General features: G+C 73.6%; 19 protein-coding genes. 10 read left to right on the forward strand and 9 right to left on the reverse strand.

Annotation, left to right across the window (positions count from 1 at the left end; genetic code table 11):
• Nucleotides 1-27: 27 nt before the first annotated feature.
• A complete protein-coding gene (locus tag ACIQOE_RS33810) occupies nucleotides 28-1,041 on the forward strand; it encodes a cation diffusion facilitator family transporter (RefSeq protein ID WP_362646180.1) in 1,014 nt (337 codons plus the stop codon).
• 95 nt (nucleotides 1,042-1,136) lie between these two features.
• Here ACIQOE_RS33810 and ACIQOE_RS33815 read toward each other — a convergent pair whose 3' ends face one another.
• Nucleotides 1,137-1,586 carry a nitroreductase family deazaflavin-dependent oxidoreductase gene (locus ACIQOE_RS33815; RefSeq protein WP_351327530.1) on the reverse strand — a complete coding sequence of 150 codons (450 nt, stop codon included), beginning with the start codon at nucleotides 1,584-1,586 and terminating at the stop codon, nucleotides 1,137-1,139.
• Between the two features lie 176 nt (nucleotides 1,587-1,762).
• Between ACIQOE_RS33815 and ACIQOE_RS33820 the strand changes: the two genes are divergently transcribed.
• Nucleotides 1,763-2,182, forward strand: a complete 420-nt coding sequence (locus ACIQOE_RS33820) for a nuclear transport factor 2 family protein (protein WP_401415532.1) — start codon at nucleotides 1,763-1,765, stop codon at nucleotides 2,180-2,182.
• 16 nt (nucleotides 2,183-2,198) lie between these two features.
• Here ACIQOE_RS33820 and ACIQOE_RS33825 read toward each other — a convergent pair whose 3' ends face one another.
• Nucleotides 2,199-2,831: a LysE family transporter gene (locus tag ACIQOE_RS33825; protein WP_351327698.1), complete on the reverse strand. Its 633-nt coding sequence runs from the start codon at nucleotides 2,829-2,831 to the stop codon at nucleotides 2,199-2,201.
• 293 nt (nucleotides 2,832-3,124) lie between these two features.
• Between ACIQOE_RS33825 and ACIQOE_RS33830 the strand changes: the two genes are divergently transcribed.
• Nucleotides 3,125-4,366, forward strand: coding sequence for a cytochrome P450 (locus ACIQOE_RS33830; RefSeq protein WP_351327526.1), 1,242 nt, complete (start codon nucleotides 3,125-3,127; stop codon nucleotides 4,364-4,366).
• A gap of 12 nt (nucleotides 4,367-4,378) precedes the next feature.
• A complete protein-coding gene (locus tag ACIQOE_RS33835; RefSeq protein WP_351327524.1) occupies nucleotides 4,379-4,579 on the forward strand; it encodes a ferredoxin in 201 nt (66 codons plus the stop codon).
• A 232-nt stretch (nucleotides 4,580-4,811) separates the two neighbouring features.
• On the opposite strand, the gene ACIQOE_RS33840 is transcribed toward ACIQOE_RS33835, so the two are convergent.
• Entirely contained in the window at nucleotides 4,812-5,699 is an 888-nt protein-coding gene (locus ACIQOE_RS33840) for a sigma-70 family RNA polymerase sigma factor (protein ID WP_365558804.1), read from the reverse strand.
• Between the two features lie 68 nt (nucleotides 5,700-5,767).
• Between ACIQOE_RS33840 and ACIQOE_RS33845 the strand changes: the two genes are divergently transcribed.
• Complete coding sequence (locus ACIQOE_RS33845; RefSeq protein ID WP_401415535.1) at nucleotides 5,768-6,442, forward strand: FMN-dependent NADH-azoreductase; 675 nt, start codon at nucleotides 5,768-5,770, stop codon at nucleotides 6,440-6,442.
• Between the two features lie 52 nt (nucleotides 6,443-6,494).
• Here ACIQOE_RS33845 and ACIQOE_RS33850 read toward each other — a convergent pair whose 3' ends face one another.
• On the reverse strand, nucleotides 6,495-7,046 hold the full coding sequence (locus ACIQOE_RS33850) for a TetR/AcrR family transcriptional regulator (protein ID WP_399009333.1): 552 nt from the start codon (nucleotides 7,044-7,046) through the stop codon (nucleotides 6,495-6,497).
• Nucleotides 7,047-7,141: 95 nt separating this feature from the next.
• On the opposite strand from ACIQOE_RS33850, the gene ACIQOE_RS33855 reads away from it, so the two are divergent.
• The 4 genes from ACIQOE_RS33855 (at nucleotide 7,142) to ACIQOE_RS33870 (ending at nucleotide 11,715) form a co-directional block, all read left to right on the forward strand.
• Nucleotides 7,142-7,600, forward strand: coding sequence for a nuclear transport factor 2 family protein (locus tag ACIQOE_RS33855; protein WP_351327516.1), 459 nt, complete (start codon nucleotides 7,142-7,144; stop codon nucleotides 7,598-7,600).
• Nucleotides 7,601-7,620: 20 nt separating this feature from the next.
• Nucleotides 7,621-8,154, forward strand: a complete 534-nt coding sequence (locus ACIQOE_RS33860; RefSeq protein ID WP_362646195.1) for a flavoprotein — start codon at nucleotides 7,621-7,623, stop codon at nucleotides 8,152-8,154.
• A 90-nt stretch (nucleotides 8,155-8,244) separates the two neighbouring features.
• Nucleotides 8,245-9,213, forward strand: coding sequence for an aldo/keto reductase (locus tag ACIQOE_RS33865; RefSeq protein WP_401415538.1), 969 nt, complete (start codon nucleotides 8,245-8,247; stop codon nucleotides 9,211-9,213).
• A gap of 654 nt (nucleotides 9,214-9,867) precedes the next feature.
• Nucleotides 9,868-11,715: a ricin-type beta-trefoil lectin domain protein gene (locus ACIQOE_RS33870; protein ID WP_401415540.1), complete on the forward strand. Its 1,848-nt coding sequence runs from the start codon at nucleotides 9,868-9,870 to the stop codon at nucleotides 11,713-11,715.
• Between the two features lie 12 nt (nucleotides 11,716-11,727).
• Here ACIQOE_RS33870 and ACIQOE_RS33875 read toward each other — a convergent pair whose 3' ends face one another.
• The 5 genes from ACIQOE_RS33875 to ACIQOE_RS33895 all read right to left on the reverse strand — a co-directional run bounded on the left by ACIQOE_RS33875 (nucleotide 11,728) and on the right by ACIQOE_RS33895 (nucleotide 17,280).
• On the reverse strand, nucleotides 11,728-12,219 hold the full coding sequence (locus ACIQOE_RS33875) for a universal stress protein (RefSeq protein WP_365558796.1): 492 nt from the start codon (nucleotides 12,217-12,219) through the stop codon (nucleotides 11,728-11,730).
• A gap of 16 nt (nucleotides 12,220-12,235) precedes the next feature.
• Entirely contained in the window at nucleotides 12,236-13,495 is a 1,260-nt protein-coding gene (locus ACIQOE_RS33880) for an arsenic transporter (protein ID WP_401415853.1), read from the reverse strand.
• A 58-nt stretch (nucleotides 13,496-13,553) separates the two neighbouring features.
• Nucleotides 13,554-14,813: a hypothetical protein gene (locus ACIQOE_RS33885; RefSeq protein ID WP_401415542.1), complete on the reverse strand. Its 1,260-nt coding sequence runs from the start codon at nucleotides 14,811-14,813 to the stop codon at nucleotides 13,554-13,556.
• Between the two features lie 222 nt (nucleotides 14,814-15,035).
• Entirely contained in the window at nucleotides 15,036-15,755 is a 720-nt protein-coding gene (locus ACIQOE_RS33890) for a DUF4232 domain-containing protein (protein ID WP_365558793.1), read from the reverse strand.
• Between the two features lie 127 nt (nucleotides 15,756-15,882).
• Nucleotides 15,883-17,280, reverse strand: coding sequence for a serine/threonine-protein kinase (locus ACIQOE_RS33895; RefSeq protein WP_351327502.1), 1,398 nt, complete (start codon nucleotides 17,278-17,280; stop codon nucleotides 15,883-15,885).
• Nucleotides 17,281-17,326: 46 nt separating this feature from the next.
• Between ACIQOE_RS33895 and ACIQOE_RS33900 the strand changes: the two genes are divergently transcribed.
• Nucleotides 17,327-17,875: a sigma-70 family RNA polymerase sigma factor gene (locus tag ACIQOE_RS33900; protein WP_351327500.1), complete on the forward strand. Its 549-nt coding sequence runs from the start codon at nucleotides 17,327-17,329 to the stop codon at nucleotides 17,873-17,875.
• The last annotated feature ends 72 nt before the right edge of the window (nucleotides 17,876-17,947 follow it).

A 17,947-nucleotide genomic window follows, 5' to 3' on the forward strand; every position in this document is an offset into this window, starting at 1 on the left:
CGGGCCGGGCCGGGGCAGTCGGCCGACGTGAGTGGGACTACGTCGAAAGAACAGCGGCAGGAACACGCGCGAGACGAGGCGCAGGGGTCCTCGGGGCGGTCGGACGCCGACCGCGGCACCCGGCTGACCGTCTTCGTGGCGCTCGCCGCCAACCTGGTGATCGCCGCGGCCAAGGCCGTCGGCGGAGTGGTCGCGGGGTCGCCCGCGCTGCTGTCCGAGGCCGCGCACTCCGTCGCCGACAGCCTCAACGAGGTGTTCCTGCTGGCGGCCCTGCGCCGCAGCCGCCGCCCGCCGGACGAACGGCACCCCTTCGGCTACGGCAAGGAGCGGTTCTTCTGGTCCCTGCTCGCGGCCGTCGGGATCTTCGTCATGGGCGGCTGCTTCTCCGTCTTCCAGGGCGTCGAGGCGCTGCGCAACGGCGCGGACGAGACGCACAGCGGCTACGTGGCGGGCCTGATCGTGCTGGCCGTCGCCCTGGTGGCCGAGGGCGCCTCGCTGGTCAGGGCGCTGCACCAGGCCCGCGGTGAGGACCGGGGGCTGAAGGACCCGGCGCTGCGCACGGTCGTCGCCGAGGACGGCACCGCGGTGCTCGGCGTGCTGTTCGCGATGGCCGGCATGGCCCTGCACATGGTCACAGGACAGGTCGTCTGGGAGGCCTCGGCCTCGCTGGCCATCGGTGTCCTGCTGGTGTTCGTGGCCTACCGGCTCGGCGCCGACGCCCGCGCCCAGCTGATCGGGGAGGCGGCGGACCCGGAGCTGAGCGGCAGGATCCGCGAGCGGCTGGCCGGGGAACCCGAGATCGACAGCGTGGAGGCGCTGTTCACGATGAAGCTCGGCCTCGACTCGACCCTGGTGGCGGCCCGCGTCGACCTGGTGCCCGGTCTGGACAGCGAAGAGGTCGAGGAGGTCATGGTGCGCATCAAGCGGTCCCTGGACGAGGAGTTCGGCGAGACCGACCAGATCTTCCTCGACGTGACCGACCGCCTTGCGCAGGAGGTACGGGAGAGCCCCGCCGCGACGGGGGAACGCGGCGGGGCCTGACATTCGGCTGCCCGGCACGAAGCCGGTCCATGCCCGGGGGAAACAGATTTTTCTAAATTCCGACGTTCCCCGGCCGGAAAGGATTCCCGGAACCGTCAGTTCCCCCCGTGCGGCTCCAGCACGAACACCGGGATCTCCCGGTCGGTCTTCTTCTGGTAGTCGGCGTAGGGCGGGTAGGCGGCGACCGCACGGTCCCACCACTCGTCCTTCTCCGCGCCGGTGATCTCACGGGCGGTCATGTCCTGCCTGACCGGCCCGTCCTGGAGCTCGACCAGCGGCTGCGACTTGACGTTGTAGTACCAGACCGGGTTCTTCGGCGCGCCGCCCTGCGAGGCGACCACCGCGTACTTCCCGTCGTGCTCCACCCGCATCAGCGGCGTCTTGCGGATCTTCCCGCTCTTCACCCCCAGGGTGGTCAGCACGATGACGGGCAGTCCGGTGTCCATCAGGGTCGTGCCCTCCGTCCCGCCGGAGTTCTCGTACAGCTCGACCTGCTCGCGTACCCAGGCCGCCGGGCTGGGCTCGTACTCGCCCTCAAGAGGCATGAGGTCCGTCCCCTCGTCGCTTCCACAACTGACGGCACGATTCAACACCGCGAGCGCCCCGGATCATCCACACGACACCGGGACCTCCTTACCTCACGGGTAATCGCACGTCCCGCACGGCACGGGCACAGTCGTGGACACACCGTCAGGACCGACACCCGAGGCAGGTCACACCGATGTCCCCCACCCGCACCGTCGTCGCGGAACTCCTGCGGCGGATCGCCGCCGGCGACCCCGAGCGGATTGCCGAGCTGTACGCCGAGGACGCCGACTGGCGGCTGAACTGGCCCCGGCACGAGCACGACCGCCGGGACACGCCCTGGATCACCCGCCGCACCGGCCGCGCCGGAGCCGCCGCCCACTACCGCGACCTGGCCGCGCACCACGTGCCCGAGCGGGCGGACACCCGGATCGAGCGGGTGCTGGTCGACGGCGACGACGCGGTGGTGCTCGGCGAGATCCGGCAGACCGCGCGACCCACCGGCCGCTCGTATCACGCCAGATTCGCCCTGCACCTCACCGTCCGGGACGGCCTCGTCGTACGGCACCACGTCTACGAGGACAGCCTCGCCGTCGCCGGCGCCTTCGCGCCCTGACCGGGACCCGGCGGTCTCAGCCCGGCGACAGCACCGTCCGGGCCGCGAGCCCCAGCATCACGCAGCTCGACAGCAACGCCGTGACCAGGCGTCCCCGGTGGCCGGTCAGGCTCCGGCCGAGCAGCGCGCCGCCGCCCGCCAGCAGCAGCTGCCAGCTCGCGGAGGCGGCGAAGGCAGCCCCGACGAAGGTGCCCTGCTCCAGCGGCCGCACCGGCCCCGCGGAGCGCGAGCCGACCACCAGGGCCGCGAAGTAGACCATCGTCGTCGGGTTGAGCAGCGTGATCCCGAGCAGGCCGAGATACGCCCGTCCGGGACCGGGTACCGGCCGCTCGGTCCGCGTCGGCAGCCGCCGCTCCCGGTACTGGCGCAGCGCCACCGCCGCACCGCGCACCGCGAGCCCCACCAGGACCGCCGCCGAGGCCAGGCGCAGCGGCCCGAGCACCGGCAGCAGCGCGGCCGCCAGCGCGGCCCCGCCGACCGCGGCGAGCAGGGCGTAGAGGCCGTCGGCGCTCGCGACGCCCAGGGCGGCGCAGGCGCCGGTCCGCAGTGACGTGCGGGCCGTGAGGGACACTAGATATGTGCCGACCGCACCGACCGGGACGGCGATCCCGTACCCGGCGAGCAGGCCGGCGACGAGCGCGGCCGTCACGGGCGCGCGGGTCCGGGCCTCCACGGACGCCTCGGCTGCTGCCGGACCCGCCCCCGAGCGACGGTCGCGAAGGTCAGCGGCACCACGGCGTCAGGAGTGTTCATGCGCAGATCCTGTGGTCCGCCTCGTCCTGCCGGCAAGCCGTTTTCGGCGCGGAATCGTCCCCCGACCGGGTGCGGTTCGGCCAGATCATCCGAATCACCGATCTGGCCGAACTTGCGGTCGCCCTATAGATGCCCCGGGCATCTAATGAAGATCGGCACGACGTACGACATTCGTCTGCGAGGTCTTCCATGAACGAACTGACGGACCTGACGGAACCCACCACCGGGGCCCACCCGGCCGACCCTGTGGCCTGGCCACAGGACCGCACGTGCCCCTACCACCCGCCCACCGGCTACGACCCGCTGCGCGACGGACCCCCGCTGTCCCGGGTCACCCTCTACGACGGCCGCACCGCCTGGGCGGTCACCGGCCACGGGACGGCCCGCGCGCTGCTCTCCGACCCGCGGCTGTCCAGCGACCGCCGCCGGGACGACTTCCCGATGCCGAACGCCCGGTTCGCCGCGGCCCGGGAGCGCCGCCAGGTCGCGCTGCTCGGCCTCGACGACCCCGAGCACCAGATCCAGCGCCGCATGCTGATTCCGGACTTCACCCTGAAACGGGCGACCGGGATGCGGCCCGCCATCCAGCGGATCGTCGACGGACTGCTCGACCGGATGATCGCCCAGGGGCCGCCGGCCGACCTGGTGAGCGCCTTCGCGCTGCCGGTGCCGTCCATGGTCATCTGCGATCTGCTCGGCGTGCCCTACGCCGACCACGAGTTCTTCGAGGCGCAGTCCCGGCGGCTGCTGCGCGGTCCCGAGGCCGCCGACTCGCTGGACGCCCGCGACCGGCTGGAGGCCTACCTGGGCGACCTGGCCGACCGCAAGAGCCGGGACGAGGTGCCCGGCGACGGCGTCCTGGACGACCTGGTCCACGAGCGGCTGCGCGAGGGCGACCTGAACCGCTCCGAGGTCGTCTCGCTCGCCCTCATCCTGCTGGTCGCCGGCCACGAGACCACCGCCAACATGATCTCGCTCGGCACCTTCACCCTGCTCCAGCAGCCCGAGCGGCTCGCCGAACTGCGCGCCGACCCCGCGCTGGTGCCCGCCGCCGTCGAGGAACTGATGCGGATGCTGTCCATCGCCGACGGGCTGCTGCGCGTCGCCCTGGAGGACATCGAGGTGGCCGGCACCACCATCCGCAAGGGCGACGGCGTGCTCTTCGCGACCTCCGTCATCAACCGCGACGAGTCCGTGTACGACGAGCCGGACACCATCGACTGGCACCGTCCGACCCGCCACCACGTGGCCTTCGGTTTCGGCATCCACCAGTGCCTCGGCCAGAACCTGGCCCGCACCGAGCTGGAGATCGCCCTGCGCACCCTGTGGGAGCGGCTACCCGACCTGCGGCTGGCCGCGCCGCCGGAGAAGATTCCCTTCAAACCCGGCGACACGATCCAGGGGATGCTGGAACTCCCCGTGACCTGGTAAGAGGCTCCTGCCATGCACATCGAGATCGACACGGACGTCTGTATCGGAGCCGGCCAGTGCGCCATGACGGCCCCGAACGTCTTCACCCAGGACGACGACGGCTTTAGTACCTTGATCCCCGGCAAGGAGGACGGCGGCGGCGACCCGCTGGTCAAGGAGGCGGCCCGGGCCTGCCCGGTGCACGCCATCACCGTGAAGGAACCGACCGGCTAGGGCGTGTTGCGAAAGTCCTGTCTGCCGCGCGACGCCATGCACGCTCCCCCACTGCCTGAAGGGCGTGGGAGGTGCCCCCACTCGCCGCACCGGGCGCAAGCCCAAGTACATCCAGTACGAGGACTTCCGCCCGGCACTCCCCCCAGCCTTCGGCCGGGGGGACCCCCAGAGCACGCACCTGACGCCGCGCGGCCCGCCCTCCGGGCGAACGACGGGACTTTCGCAACACGCCCTAGGCCGGGGCGGGCGGGGTCTGCGGCGCCGCCAGGTCCAGCGCGCGCAGCCGCTCCGGGGCGGCGATCACCTCGTACGCCGTCACCCGGCCGTCCGCCACGGTGACCCGCAGGACGTACCGGAGCCGGCCGAGCGGGGCGACCAGCAGGCCGGGGCGGCCGTCGACCAGCGCGGGCACGGCGGACCGGGCGCGCTCGCGCAGCAGCACCGTGCCCTCGGCGACCGCGCGGGCGCCCCGCAGCTCGGCCGGCACGCCCGGCGGCAGGGTCGCGGGGTCGGCGCGCCGGACCACGTCCGGGGCCAGCAGACCGAGCAGCGCGCCCAGGTCACCGCCGCGGGCGGCGGCCAGGAACGCCTCCACGACCCCGCGGTGCCGTTCCTGCTCGGCGGGCGGCAGCGCGGGCGTGCCGCGGACCTTGTGCCGGGCCCGGCTGGCGAGCTTCTTCGCGGCCGGCAGCGACCGCCCGGTGATCGCGGCGATGCTGTCGAACGGCACCGCGAACAGGTCGTGCAGCACGAACGCCACCCGTTCCGCGGGGCTCAGGGTGTCCAGCACCACCAGCAGGGCGAGCCCCACCGACTCGGCGAGGACGGCCTCCTCCTCGGGGCCGTCCCCGGCGGCGCGCTCCGGGTCGTCCTCGCCCCAGGGCACCTCACGGCGCGCCGTGCGGGCCCGCAGCACGTCCAGGCAGATGCGGGAGACGACCGTCGTCAGCCAGGCGCTCAGGTTCCCGACGCCGGCGCCGCCCGTGCGGTCCAGCCGCAGCCAGGTCTCCTGGACCGCGTCCTCGGCGTCCCCGGCCGAGCCCAGCATGCGGTACGCGATCGCCCGCAGCCGCGCGCGCCGCGCCTCGAACTCCGCCGCCAGTTCGTCGTGCCGGTCCATGGGTCACCTTTCCGCTCCCTGCTCCGTCACCCCGTCGACGTATCCGACCCGACCGAGGTGACCACCCCATGCTGCTGCACATCGACTCCAGCGCCGACGCGCCCGCCGACTCCGTGACCAGGCGTCTCACCGCGGACTTCGCCCGCGCCTGGCGCGCACGGCACCCGGCGGCGGAGTACCGCCACCGGGACCTGGCCGCCACCGCGGTGCCGCCGCTGACCGGCGCCTACACGACACTGGGCCGCCGCGTGGAGCGGGTCGGCCTGGTGCCGCCCGCGAAGGTCTCCGCGCTGGTGGAGAGCCCGGCCGAGGCGCGGGAGTGGGAGCTGACGCTGCCCCTGGTCACCGAACTGGCAGCCGCCCGCACGGTGCTGCTCGGCGTTCCCATGTACAACTTCTCGGTGCCCGCCGCGCTGAAGGCGTGGATCGACCGGGTGACCTTCCCCGGCGCCTTCCTGCACCCGGACAGCGGGGAGAGCCTGCTGGCCGGCACCCGGGTGGTGGCGGTCATGGCCCGCGGCGGCGCCTACGGCCCGGACACCGGCCAGGCGGCCCGCGACTTCCAGACGCCGTACCTGAGGGCCTGGTGGGGCAGGCTGGGCGTCCGCCCGGAGCACCTGCACCCGGTGGCCGCGGAGCTGACCCGGGTCGACGTGCTGCCCTTCCTGGCCGGCCGGGAAGCGGCGGCGGCAGCCTCGCTCGACCGGGCCCGCGCGACACTCACGGCGCTCGCCGCGGCCTGACCACGCGGACCGCCCGGTAACGGCCGCCCGCGCCCTGCTGCGCGGCCCCGCCTCAGCGGTCGCGCAGCAGGGTGCGGGCGGCCTCGCGGGCCACCGTCGCGGGCTCCGTGCTGCCGGTGATGCCCGCGGTCACCATCGCGCCCTCGGCCAGCAGGAACAGCGGCCCGGTGAGCGCGGGGTCGAGGCCCGCGTCGGCCACCAGACGGGCGAGACCGTCCCGGAAGGCCTGCTTGTGGCCCCGCACCTGGGCCGCCACCCGTTCGGAGGTGGCGCCCAGCTCGCCGTACGCGTTGATCCACGCGCACCCCCGGAAGTCCGCCTCGCCGAACCACACCGCCAGCCAGTCGAAGACCGCGAGCAGCCGCTGCCTGGGGTCCGGCTGCCGTTCGACGTGCGCGGCGAGCCGCTGCCGCCAGCGCACGTCCCGGCGCTCCAGATAGGCCACCACGAGCTGCTCCTTGGCGGGGAAGAGCTGGTAGAGCCGTTTGAGGGAGACTCCGGAGGCGCCGCGTATGTCGTCCATGCCGACGGACTGCACCCCGCGCCCGTAGAACAGCCGCTCGGCGGCGTCCAGGGCCTGCTCCCGCGCGACCGCGCTGTCCATGACCACTCCTGATGGCTCCTTGACGTGAGAACGTGCGTTCTCCTACGTTAGCAGCGACCCGGAGAACGTACGTTCTCCGTCTGAGGAGGAGACCCATGGCCGACCGTCCGCCCCTGCCGCCCTTCACCCGCGAGACCGCCCTCCAGAAGGTCCAGGCCGCCGAGGACGCCTGGAACACCCGCGACCCGCAGCGCGTGGCGCTCGCCTACTCCGAGGACTCGGTCTGGCGCAACCGGGACACCTTCGTCACCGGCCGCGCCGAGATCGTCGAGTTCCTCACCGCCAAGTGGGAGCGGGAACTCGACTACGCGCTCCGCAAGGACCTGTGGGCCTTCGACGGCGACCGCATCGCCGTCCGCTTCCAGTACGAGTGCCACGACGCGTCCGGCCAGTGGTGGCGGTCGTACGGCAACGAACTCTGGGAGTTCGACGGCCACGGCCTGATGACCCGGCGCGAGGCCAGCATCAACGACGTCCGGATCGAGGAGGGCGAACGCCGTGTCCACGGTCCGCGCCCGGAGTCCGAGCGGGGCCGGTCGTTCCCGCTCCGGTAGCGCCCGCGTAGGGTTCCCGGATGACCGAAGCGTCCCCGAAGCCCTTCCTGTACCTCGTCGTCTGCGGGGCCGGCGTCGCCGCGGGCGTCGGCAGGCTGATCGGCGCGGCCCAGGAACGCGGCTGGGAGGTCGGGGTCATCGCCACCCCGGTGGCGATGAACGGCTTCTTCGACGCCGACGAGGTCCGGGCGCGCACCGGCCGCCCGGTCCGGTCGGCGTGGCGCCGCCCCTCCGACCCGCGCCCCTTTCCGGCACCGGACGCGGTGGCCGTCGCGCCCGCGACCTTCAACACCGTCAACAAATGGGCCGCCGGGCTCGCCGACACCCTCGCCGTCGGCACCCTCTGCGAGGCCCTGGGCCTCGGCGTCCCGATAGCGGTCCTGCCCTGCGTCGCCGACGCGCTGGCCGCGCACCCCGCCTACCGGGAGAGCGTGGCCCGGCTGCGCGGGCTGGGCGTCCGCTTCGGCGACCCGCACACCGGCGCGGGCGAAGTGGACGGCGGGCGGCCCGAGTTCGCCTGGGAACGGGTGCTGGACCTGCTGGAGCGCGGCTGACGCGTCCGGCGGCCGCCCACGCCGCGCGGGGCCGGCCGGCCGACGTACGCTCGGCTCTGTACGACGTGATCTCGACGGCGGGAGACAACGATGGAGTACGTGAAGCTCGGCCGGACCGGTCTGGACGTGTCCCGGATCTGCCTCGGCTGCATGACCTACGGCCTGCCCGACCGCGGCACCCACGAGTGGACCCTCGACGAGGAGGCCTCCCGCCCGCTGATCCGGCAGGCGCTGGAGGCGGGCGTCAACTTCTTCGACACCGCGAACGTCTACTCGGACGGCACCAGCGAGGAGATCGTCGGCAGGGCGCTGCGCGACTTCGCCCGCCGCGACGAGATCGTCCTCGCCACCAAGGTGCACGGCCGGATGCGCCCCGGCCCCAACGGCGGCGGTCTGTCCCGCAAGGCGATCCTCACCGAGATCGACCACAGCCTCGCCCGCCTCGGCACCGACTACGTCGACCTCTACCAGATCCACCGTTTCGACCACGAGACGCCGGTCGAGGAGACGATGGAGGCGCTGCACGACGTCGTCAAGGCGGGCAAGGCCCGCTACATCGGGGCGAGTTCGATGTACGCCTGGGAGTTCTCCAAGGCCCAGTACACGGCCGAGCGGAACGGCTGGACCAGGTTCGTCTCCATGCAGGACCACTACAACCTCCTCTACCGCGAGGAGGAGCGCGAGATGCTGCCGCTCTGCGCCGACCAGGGCGTGGGCGTCCTGCCGTGGAGCCCGCTCGCCCGCGGCCGCCTCACCCGCGACTGGGGCACGGTCACCGAGCGCAGCGCCACCGACAACTTCGGCAGCCGCCTCTACCACGAGGGCGACCGGGCGATCGTCGAGGCGGTCACCCGGATCGCCGAGAACCGGGGTGTCACCCGGGCCCAGGTCGCGCTGGCCTGGCTGCTCCACCAGAGCACCGTGACGGCCCCGATCATCGGCGCGTCCAAGCCGCACCACATCGACGACGCGGTGGCGGCGGTGGAGTTGGCGCTCAGCGACAAGGAACTCGAAGAGCTGCAAGAGCCCTACGGCCCCCGCCCCGTCGCCGGCCACTGAGACCGGCCCCTGTCCGGTGCTTCGAAGGGGCGGGGGAGCCGCGCGGCCGGCCCCCACCCGCGGGCCCGAGCGTCACGACCACTCGGTCCCGCACGGACCGGCCCCCACGCTCTCCGGCAGCAAGACCCGCTCGCCGCTCATGCTGTTTTCCGCGAGCGATACGGGGTCCCGCCCGGCGCCTACCGTTCCGGTGAACGCCTCTGAGGAGCACGGCCATTGGTTTCCGGTCGCCGTCGGGCGGGCGGTCCGCGCAGGTCGGACCGGGCCGCAATGGTTGGCGCGGAGAACACCGTCGTCGTCCCGTATTCCTCGCCTCAATTGCGATGTCGATACAGCGACACGGTGCCCACTCGCTCATTGACGGCGGGTCAAATTAACCCGGGTTCAGGGCAATGCGCAAAACCAAGGGATCTCTTGTTCTGCTCCGTCGGCCTGTGCAAAGGTGTGCCGTGCCGGCATGCGGACAATTGATTTCCCGCGTGCGCGAGGCCGCTCCCGTACGCCCCCCACGCTTCAAAAGAGCAGCCGACGGCGGACGTTCGAGCGCCGAACCCCCGACAGCCCGTCCTGCCCTGGTGCCGGCCGGGCCGCATACCGGTCACCTGCCAATTGGTACGGACCGCATCACGCGTAGCGCCTGGAAGGAATGCCGCCGTGAATGACGCAGGCCTGGGGAATTCCCCGACCCCCGCCCGGCCGTTCGACGTCACCGACGAGCAGCTCAGCGCCGAGCTCAAGCAATGGACGGGCGCCACCCCCGCCCTGCACCCCGTCGGTGAACTCCTCGACCGGCACTGGGAAGCGGCCTTCGCCTACGCCCGCCTGTGCACCGACGGACCCCGCGGCGCGGGAATGCTCACCACCGCCGCATTCACCCGGCTTTTCGGCGAATCCCTCCGCCAGGCGGGTCCCACCGCCGCCTGGCGCCCTCAACTCCTCGTCACCGTCCGCCGGATCGCCGCCGAATGGGACAACGACGGCCGCGGTGAACTCCTGCACCCCGAACTGCGCGCCACCGAGGGCGAGCGAGCCGCCGTCCGGCTGCTGCCGCCCGCCAACCGCCGCCTGCTCTCCCGCGCCTTCCAGCGCCTGACCCAGTCCTCGCGGGCCGTGCTGTGGCACGCCGAGGTCGAGTCGGAGCCGCTGTCCGCGCCCGCCGCGCTGCTCGGCCTCGACGAGCAGGACACCCGGGCCGAACTGCGCAGGGCCCGCGAACGGCTGCGCGAGGAGTGCCTCCAGGTGCACCGGGAACTCGCCCACGAGGACGAGTGCCAGCGGTACGTCCGGATGATCGACGTGACCTTCCGGCGCGGCGGTGTCGACATCGACCCCGACCTCCGGCAGCACCTCGACGGCTGCGTCCACTGCCGGTACACCGCAGACCAGCTCGCCCCGTTCAACCGCGGCCTCGGCCTCGCCCTGGCCGAGGCCGTCCTCGGCTGGGGCGCCCACGCCTACCTGGAGTCACGGGCCCGCCGCACCGAACAGCCCGCCGTACCCGAGGCCGCGGCCGACGGCCGACCCGAGGGCGGCGAGGCCTTCGGCACGACGGCTCACACGCCGGGCGACGAGCCGGCGGTGCGCAACGCCCCGTCCCGCCGCGCCACGAAGCGGGCCGCCCGCCGGGTGCGCCGCCGCAACCTCGCCGTCGCGGTCGGCACGGTGAGCGGCCTGGTCGTGCTGCCGCTGGTGCTGTGGTCGGTGCTCGGCTCCGGCGACGAACCGGGCGCGACGGCCGCCGGCAAGCCCTCCGCCACGCCCGGCTCCGGCACCGCCGGCTCGGGCCCTTCGTGGGTCGGCGCCGGCCGGACCACCCAGGGCACCCTGCACGGACGCCTGCACAACGTCGCCTCCGGCCTGTGCATAGGCGTGGCGGGCGGCGAGCCCGCCAAGGGCGCCGAGACCGAACTGGCCGCCTGCTCCTCGGCCGCCGGACAGCAGTGGACGTACGAGAACGACGGTCTGCTGCGCAACGGCGCCGATCCCGGTCTGTGCCTGGACTCGCGCCTCGGCTACTCGGTCCGGCTGGCGCCCTGCGCCGCCTCCGGGACCGGCACCCGCAGCATCCGCTACGACTTCACCCTCCAGGGCGCCCTGATACCCCGCTGGAACCAGGACCTCGCGCTCGCCCCCGCCGCCACCGACGGCGGCGGCGCCCTGGTCGTCAAGACCCGGGCGAACGCGGCCTCCCAGCGCTGGGTGATGGACACCTCGAAGCCCGACCTGCAGATGCAGGTCGTCAACTGGGACGCCGACACCACCACGAAGCCGGTCCCTGGGCCCTCCTCGGCACCGACCACGCCCCCCGCGACGACCGGGACCGCGCAGAGTCCCGCGCCGAGGCCCACCCCGTCCGCGACCCGCACCACCGCGCGGCCCACCCCGTCGGGCAGCGCCTCCGCTTACGACCCCTGCGAGGAGTACCCGGGCTACTGCTCCGGCGGCGGATGGGGCGACGGCGGCGGATACGGCGGCGGCGGAGGTGGTCACCACCACCGCTGAGCCGCCACGGACTCAGGGGTGACGCGGTGGCGGGGGCGGCATCGTCGCCAGGTCCGGCGCCCCCTCCGGCCACACCAGCAGCACCGGGCACGGCGCGTGGTCGACGGCGAACCGCACCGCCTTGCCCAGGCTGTGCGGCCCGAGCCGGGACCGGTCGCCGTCCCGTGCCACGATCAGCAGACCGGCGCCCCCGGCGGCCGCCACCACCTCGCGTTCCACGCGCCCGGCCCGCTCCAGCCGGGTGCACGGCCGGCCCAGCCGGGTCTCCGCCGCGTCCAGCAGCTCCACCGCCGACGTGCCGCCGAGAGCCACCAGCCGCTGCTCCGGGTCGGGTTCCGAACCCGCCCGGCCCAGCAGCCCGGCGAAGGCGCCGTGCGCGAGCCCCGGCACCCCCGGCTCGGTCACGTGCAGCAGCACCACCTCGTCCGCGTCCCGCGCGCTGTCGCGCGCCGCGTCCACACAGGCCGGCCAGGTCCCCTCGACCAGCCAGACGATCACCCGCATGCCCATGGCCTCCCGTCTAGATCCCGACCACCTGGAGCGCCCCCCACAGTGCCACCACCGCACCGGCCAGCGCGGTCGGCACGGCGAACAGCCCCAGCCGGGTGAACTCGCCGAGGTCCACCCCGTGATCGTGCTGGTGCACGATCCTGCGCCACAACAGCGTCGCCAGGGAACCGGCGTAGGTGAGGTTCGGGCCGATGTTCACCCCGAGCAGCACCGCGAGGACCGCCGCCGGTCCGGTCTGCGCGGCCAGCGGCAGCAGCACCAGCACCGCGGGCAGGTTGTTGACGATGTTCGCGAGCACGGCGGCCAGCGCGGCGATGCCGAGCAGCGCCGGCAGCCCCGTCCCGCCCGGCAGGACCCGCCCGAGCGCGTCGGACAGCCCGTTGTCGACGACCGCCCGCACCACGATCCCGAGCGCGAGCACGAACGCCAGGAACGCCGGGGCGGCCGCCTTCACGACCGACAGCGGGGTCGCCCGCCGCCGTACCAGCGCCCGCCCGGCCAGCACCAGCGCGCCGGCGAACGCGGCCCACGCGGGGTCGACCCCGAACGCGGAGGTGACCACGAACCCGGCGAGCGTGCTCGCCACCGTGACCACCGCGAACAGCGGCAGCCGGGGCGGCTCCCCGGTGTCCTTCGCCCCCGGCGCCGCCGAGGAAAGGTCCCGGGCGAAGAACCGCCGGAACACCAGGTACTCGGCGCCGATCGCCACCAGCCAGGGCAGCACCATCAGCGCGGCGAACCGGGTGAAGCTCAGCCCGCTCGCCGCGAACGCCAGCAGGTTCGTCAGGTTCGACACCGGCAGCAGCAGCGACGCCGTGTTCGACAGGTGCGTGCACGCGTAGACGTGCGGCTTGGCCCGCACCCCGGAACGGGCCGCCGTCGCGAACACCACCGGCGTCAGCAGCACCACCGTCGCGTCCAGGCTCAGCACGGCGGTGATCACCGAGGCCAGCGCGAACACCGCGGTCAGCAGCCGTACCGGCCGCCCGTCCGACCAGCGGGCCATCCACGCCCCGCAGGCCTGGAACAGGCCCTCCACGTCGCAGAAGTGGGCGAGCACCAAGACCGCGGCGAGGAAACCGACGACCGGCCCGAGCCGTTCGGCCTCCTCGCGGGCGTGGCCGAGCGAGATCGCGCCGGTGGCGATCACCACTCCCGCCGCGGGCACGGCGAGCACCGCCTCCGGCAGGCCGCGGGGCCGGATCACGGCCCAGGCCAGGACGGCGGCGAGGAGCAGGACGGACAGGGTCTCGGCGAGCGGGGTGTTCAGGGCGGCTTCCTCGGGGCGTGATCAAGTGCGGCCCGCCCATGAAAGCAGACGGATCCGGCTACGCGGACGGAGTACCCGCCGGACCCAGGAACTCGGCCCATCCGCCGGTCGGCTCCTGGCCCGGGTTCAGCGTGCGCAGGGTGCGCAGCACGGCCGGGTCCTGCGCCTCCAGCCAGGCCACCAGCTGCTTGAAGGAGACGAAGCGCACGTCGTCGTACTCGGCCATCTTCCCGATCGCCTCCTCGACGGCGTCCATGTAGATGCCGCCGTTCCAGCGCTCGAAGTGGTTGCCGATGAAGAACGGCGCCCGGTTGGTGGTGTACGCGCGCTGGAATCCCGCGAGGTAGGTGTCGCGGGCCTGGGTGCGCCAGGCGTCGTACTGCGCCTTGTCGCCCAGCGGGTTGCCGGCCGACTGGTTGAACATCATGTTGTAGTCCATCGACAGGACCTGGAAGGAGTGCCCGGAGAACGGTATGGACTGCAGCGGGAAGTCCCAGATGCGGTTGCCCTGCACCTTGCCGGGCCAGATCTGCAGGCCGCCGGGCGAGCTGGCGTCGTACTTCCAGCCCAGCGCCGCCGCCGTGGGCAGCAGGTTGGTCTGGCCCTCCAGGCACGGGGTGCGGCCGCCGATCAGCTCCTTGCGGTAGTCGAAGGGCAGCGGCTCCAGGTCGGTGAAGCCGGTGTTGGTCTTCCACTTCGTGACGAAGCCGATCGCCTGGTCGATCTCGCTGCGCCACTCGGCCGGGGACCAGTTGCGCACGCCGTCGCTGCCGCAGAAGTGCCCGTTGAAGTGGGTGCCGATCTCGTGGCCCTCCAGCCAGGCGGAGCGCACCTGCTGGAGCGTGTTGTGGATGTGCCGGTCGGAGAGGTAGCCGATCGCGGAGGCGCCGACCTCGTGCTGCGGCGGCCGGTACAGGTCCTTCTTGGCCTCGGGCAGGGTGTAGATGCCGGACAGGAAGAAGGTCATCTTCGCGCCGTGGTCGGCGGCCACCTTGCGGAACCGGGAGAACAGCTTGTTGCTGAGTTCGCCGGCGCCGTCCCAGGAGAACACCACGAACTGCGGCGGCCTGGCGCCGGCGGCCAGCCGCGCCGCCTTCGGCTGGTGCGGCTGGGCTCCGGTGTCGGCGGTGGAACCGTCCCCGATGAGCTTCAGGGGCTTCGCCGGTGCGCCGCCGTCCTTGCCGCCGTCCGCGGCGGACCCGCCTCCGCCGCCCACCGACCACGCGCCGTTCGAGCACCCCGACACCGCGCCCAGTGCACCCAGGGCGCCCGCCGTCGCGCCCGCCGTCAGGATCCGCCTGCGGGAGATGCCGCTCATGTCCGTCCCCGATTCCGTCGTCCCGGGCCCTCACGGCGCCCGCTTCCTGTGTGGTCGACGGGTTCGATGGGCGGTCCGGCGGAAAAGATCGGAACCGGCGGCGCGTGTTGCACTCCTGTGACAGTCGTGGCCCGGACATGACGAACCCCGCCGCCCGGGGGGAGTGGGCGGCGGGGTCCGAGTACGGCCGGTCAGGCCCCGGACGGGCGGGGCCTGACCGGGTCAGGCACCGGTGCCGGCGCTGAGCACGGTCAGCCGCACCGAGGAGGAGTTCCCGGACACCGGGACCGTGCCGCCCTTCCAGGTGACCTTCAGGGCGTCCCGCTCGTCCGGCGGGGTGACCTTCAGCGCGGCCGGGGTCGCCGTCTTGGCGCCGCTGATCTCCGGGTTGGAGAAGGTCAGTCCCGCCCACGCGCTCTGACCGGGCTTGAGGGTGACCGTCGCGGGGCTGCTGCCGGACTCCCGCTGCGGGTCGGGGCCGAGCTGGCCGCCGGCCGCGTTCACGAAGGCCGCGCCCGGGAAGCCGCGGACCGTGCAGGTGCGGCCCGACGTGTTGGTGAACACGATCGGGAAGTTCTCCTGGCCGGCGCCCGGGTCGTTGCCGCCCACCGAGGCGGACAGCTCGGAGGTGTGGCAGCGGCTGCCGGACGCGGTGCCCGCGGTCTTCGTGCCGCCGCCACCGGTCGCCGAGCCGCCGTCCTTCGAGGCGCCGTCGGTCGCCGTCGATCCGGTGCTCCGGGACGCCGTACCGGACGGCGCGGTGCCGGAGTCCGACGCGCTGGAACCCGCGGAATCGCCGGTCGCGGGAGCCGCGGTGCCCGACACCGACTCCGGTGACGAGCCCGAGGTGTCGTTGCCGCAGGCGGTCAGGAGGCCCAGGGCGGCGACCGTGCTAGCGAGCAGGGCCGCCCCGCGCCGCAAGGACTGGGACGTGTGCGCCATGTCTCTCCACACTCCTGGTGTTCGTCGGCACGCCGCCGGGGCGTGCCCGAGGCGCTCCGTGCGCCGTCACTTCCATCCGATGCGATGAACGGCGGAAAAGTTCGGGGGCACGCCGTGGTTCGTCGGGTCAGGTGACCCGGATCGAGCGAAGTATGCCGTCCGTGGCCGTTTCGTCGGGCTTTCCCTTCTGCCGTACCTGCACGTACACCTGCGGCCGGGCGGCGCCGCCGGCCGGGACGAGCGCCGCCTCCTGGACGGAGCCGCCCGCGCCCGAGCAGCCGCTCCAGGTCCGCACGCGGCCCTTCCAGGCGCCGCCCGAGAAGGCACGGCTGCCGTCGTAGTGGCACTGCCCGTGGGACAGGCCGTTCACCTCGGCGGTGACGTCGCCGTGCGCGCTCACGCCGATGAACACGCCGTTCACCGCCGTCTTCAGGTCCTGCCACTCGGACACGTCGTCGGCGACCTCCAGGCCCGGCTCGTGCCCCGCGGCCAGCCCGAGCGCCTGGGGATTCCAGCCGGAGTCGCGCAGCTCGCCTGCCCACGCGGACGGCACCCGTGCCACCACCCGCCCGGTGGCGTCGGCGACCCTGGTCCCGTCGCCCGCCGAGCCGTCCCGGTCGACCAGCGTCACCGCCAGGGCCGTCCCGCCGGCCGCCAGGACCGCGGCGACCGTCAGCGTCACGACGTTGAGGCGGCGGCGGACGCCGTCCAGACGCCGGGGCCGGCGCGCCGCCGCGGCGGCCGACAGCCGGTCCAGCTCGTCCGCGAAGGCCTGCGCCGACGGCCAGCGCCGCTCCCGGTCCGGCTCCAGGGCCCGCATCAGCGCGCGCTGCACGTCGTCACCGAGGCCGGGCCGCAGCCGCTCCGGCCGCACCACCTTCCCGGGCGCCGCGGGTACCGTCCCGGTGACCAGCTCGTAGCCCACCGCACCCAGCGCGTACACGTCGGCCCGCGCGTCGATGCCCTCGCCGGGTTCGGCCTGCTCCGGCGGCTGATAGCCCGCGGAACCGGCGGCGAGCGTCAGCCCCGACGCCTGGGCCAGGCTCTTCGCCAGCCCCAGGTCGGCCAGCAGCACCCGCCGCGAGCCGTCCTGCGCGGTGCGCAGCAGCACGTTGGTCGGCTTGATGTCCCGGTGCACGATCCCGGCCCCGTGCAGGTCCGCGGCCCCGCGCGCCGCGAGCGCGGTCAGCAGCAGCGCGTCCGGGACCGGCAGCGGGCCCGACCCGAGCAGATCGGCGAGGGTGCCCGCGTCGGCGTACTCCATCACGAAGTACGGCCGCCCGTCCGGGAGTTCACCGATGTCGTAGACCTGCACCACCCGCTTCGAGTCGGCCCGGCGCAGCAGCCGCGCCTCCGACAGGAAGCGGTCGTGGATGTCGAGACGGTGGGACCAGTTGTCGGCGAGCACCTTCACCGCCACCGACGCGTCCAGCTGATCGTCATGGGCGAGCCAGACCGTCCCGAAGGCACCGGTGCCCAGGCGCCGTTCGAGGCGATAGCGGCCGATCCGCTCCAGGGGTTGCATACGACTATCATGCCTGGCCTGAGATCGACTTCGAGGGGGACCTCCCGTGCCGGACGCCGCGCTGACCGAAGACCTCGCCCGGCGGGCCGCCGCCGGCGACCAGGCGGCCCTGAACCAGTTGCTGTCCGAGGTCTGGCCGGACGTCGTGCGGCGCTGCGGGCGGTTCCTGCCGTGCCGCGAGGACGCCGAGGAGGCGGCTCAGGACGTGCTGCTGCAGATCTCCCGGAAGATCTCCACCTTCGAGGGCCGCAGCCGCTTCAGCACCTGGCTGTACACCGTCGTCGCCAACTGCTCCCGGCAGAAGTACCGGGACCTGAAGCGGCGGTCGGCGGAGCAGCCCGCCACCATCGAGCCCGCCGAGCACGTCGACCCGCGCACCACCAGCGTGATCGCCGGCTCCCGGATCGATCTGCTGGAGGCGCTGGACCGGCTGGAGCGGGAGCACCCGCAGCTGGTCGCCCCGCTGGTCTACCGGGACATCTGCCAGCTGGACTACGCCGAGGTCGCCGAACGGGTGGGGATTCCGCTGGGGACGCTGAAGTCGCGGCTGCACGAGGCGCGCAAGCAGGTCCGGCCCTGGCTCAGCGCGCCGTGACGGGAGCGGTGAGCGCCGTCACGGGCGCGCCCGGACGGGGCGCGCGCTCGGGGAGCGGCGCGGCAAAAAAAA

The sequence above is a fragment of the Streptomyces sp. NPDC091282 genome (assembly GCF_044757385.1).
GTDB classification, from domain to species: domain Bacteria; phylum Actinomycetota; class Actinomycetes; order Streptomycetales; family Streptomycetaceae; genus Streptomyces; species Streptomyces gramineus.

What these genes read in the sequence shown, in the direction of transcription:
- ACIQOE_RS33820 (WP_401415532.1), top strand. Translation starts at nt 1,763, where the DNA reads ATGTCCCCCACCCGCACCGTCGTCGCGGAACTCCTGCGGCGGATCGCC.
- ACIQOE_RS33850 (WP_399009333.1), bottom strand. Translation starts at nt 7,046, where the DNA reads ATGGACAGCGCGGTCGCGCGGGAGCAGGCCCTGGACGCCGCCGAGCGG.
- ACIQOE_RS33865 (WP_401415538.1), top strand. Translation starts at nt 8,245, where the DNA reads ATGGAGTACGTGAAGCTCGGCCGGACCGGTCTGGACGTGTCCCGGATC.
- ACIQOE_RS33830 (WP_351327526.1), top strand. Translation starts at nt 3,125, where the DNA reads ATGAACGAACTGACGGACCTGACGGAACCCACCACCGGGGCCCACCCG.
- ACIQOE_RS33855 (WP_351327516.1), top strand. Translation starts at nt 7,142, where the DNA reads ATGGCCGACCGTCCGCCCCTGCCGCCCTTCACCCGCGAGACCGCCCTC.
- ACIQOE_RS33835 (WP_351327524.1), top strand. Translation starts at nt 4,379, where the DNA reads ATGCACATCGAGATCGACACGGACGTCTGTATCGGAGCCGGCCAGTGC.
- ACIQOE_RS33885 (WP_401415542.1), bottom strand. Translation starts at nt 14,813, where the DNA reads ATGAGCGGCATCTCCCGCAGGCGGATCCTGACGGCGGGCGCGACGGCG.
- ACIQOE_RS33860 (WP_362646195.1), top strand. Translation starts at nt 7,621, where the DNA reads ATGACCGAAGCGTCCCCGAAGCCCTTCCTGTACCTCGTCGTCTGCGGG.
- ACIQOE_RS33895 (WP_351327502.1), bottom strand. Translation starts at nt 17,280, where the DNA reads ATGCAACCCCTGGAGCGGATCGGCCGCTATCGCCTCGAACGGCGCCTG.
- ACIQOE_RS33840 (WP_365558804.1), bottom strand. Translation starts at nt 5,699, where the DNA reads ATGGACCGGCACGACGAACTGGCGGCGGAGTTCGAGGCGCGGCGCGCG.
- ACIQOE_RS33875 (WP_365558796.1), bottom strand. Translation starts at nt 12,219, where the DNA reads ATGCGGGTGATCGTCTGGCTGGTCGAGGGGACCTGGCCGGCCTGTGTG.
- ACIQOE_RS33815 (WP_351327530.1), bottom strand. Translation starts at nt 1,586, where the DNA reads ATGCCTCTTGAGGGCGAGTACGAGCCCAGCCCGGCGGCCTGGGTACGC.
- ACIQOE_RS33890 (WP_365558793.1), bottom strand. Translation starts at nt 15,755, where the DNA reads ATGGCGCACACGTCCCAGTCCTTGCGGCGCGGGGCGGCCCTGCTCGCT.
- ACIQOE_RS33845 (WP_401415535.1), top strand. Translation starts at nt 5,768, where the DNA reads ATGCTGCTGCACATCGACTCCAGCGCCGACGCGCCCGCCGACTCCGTG.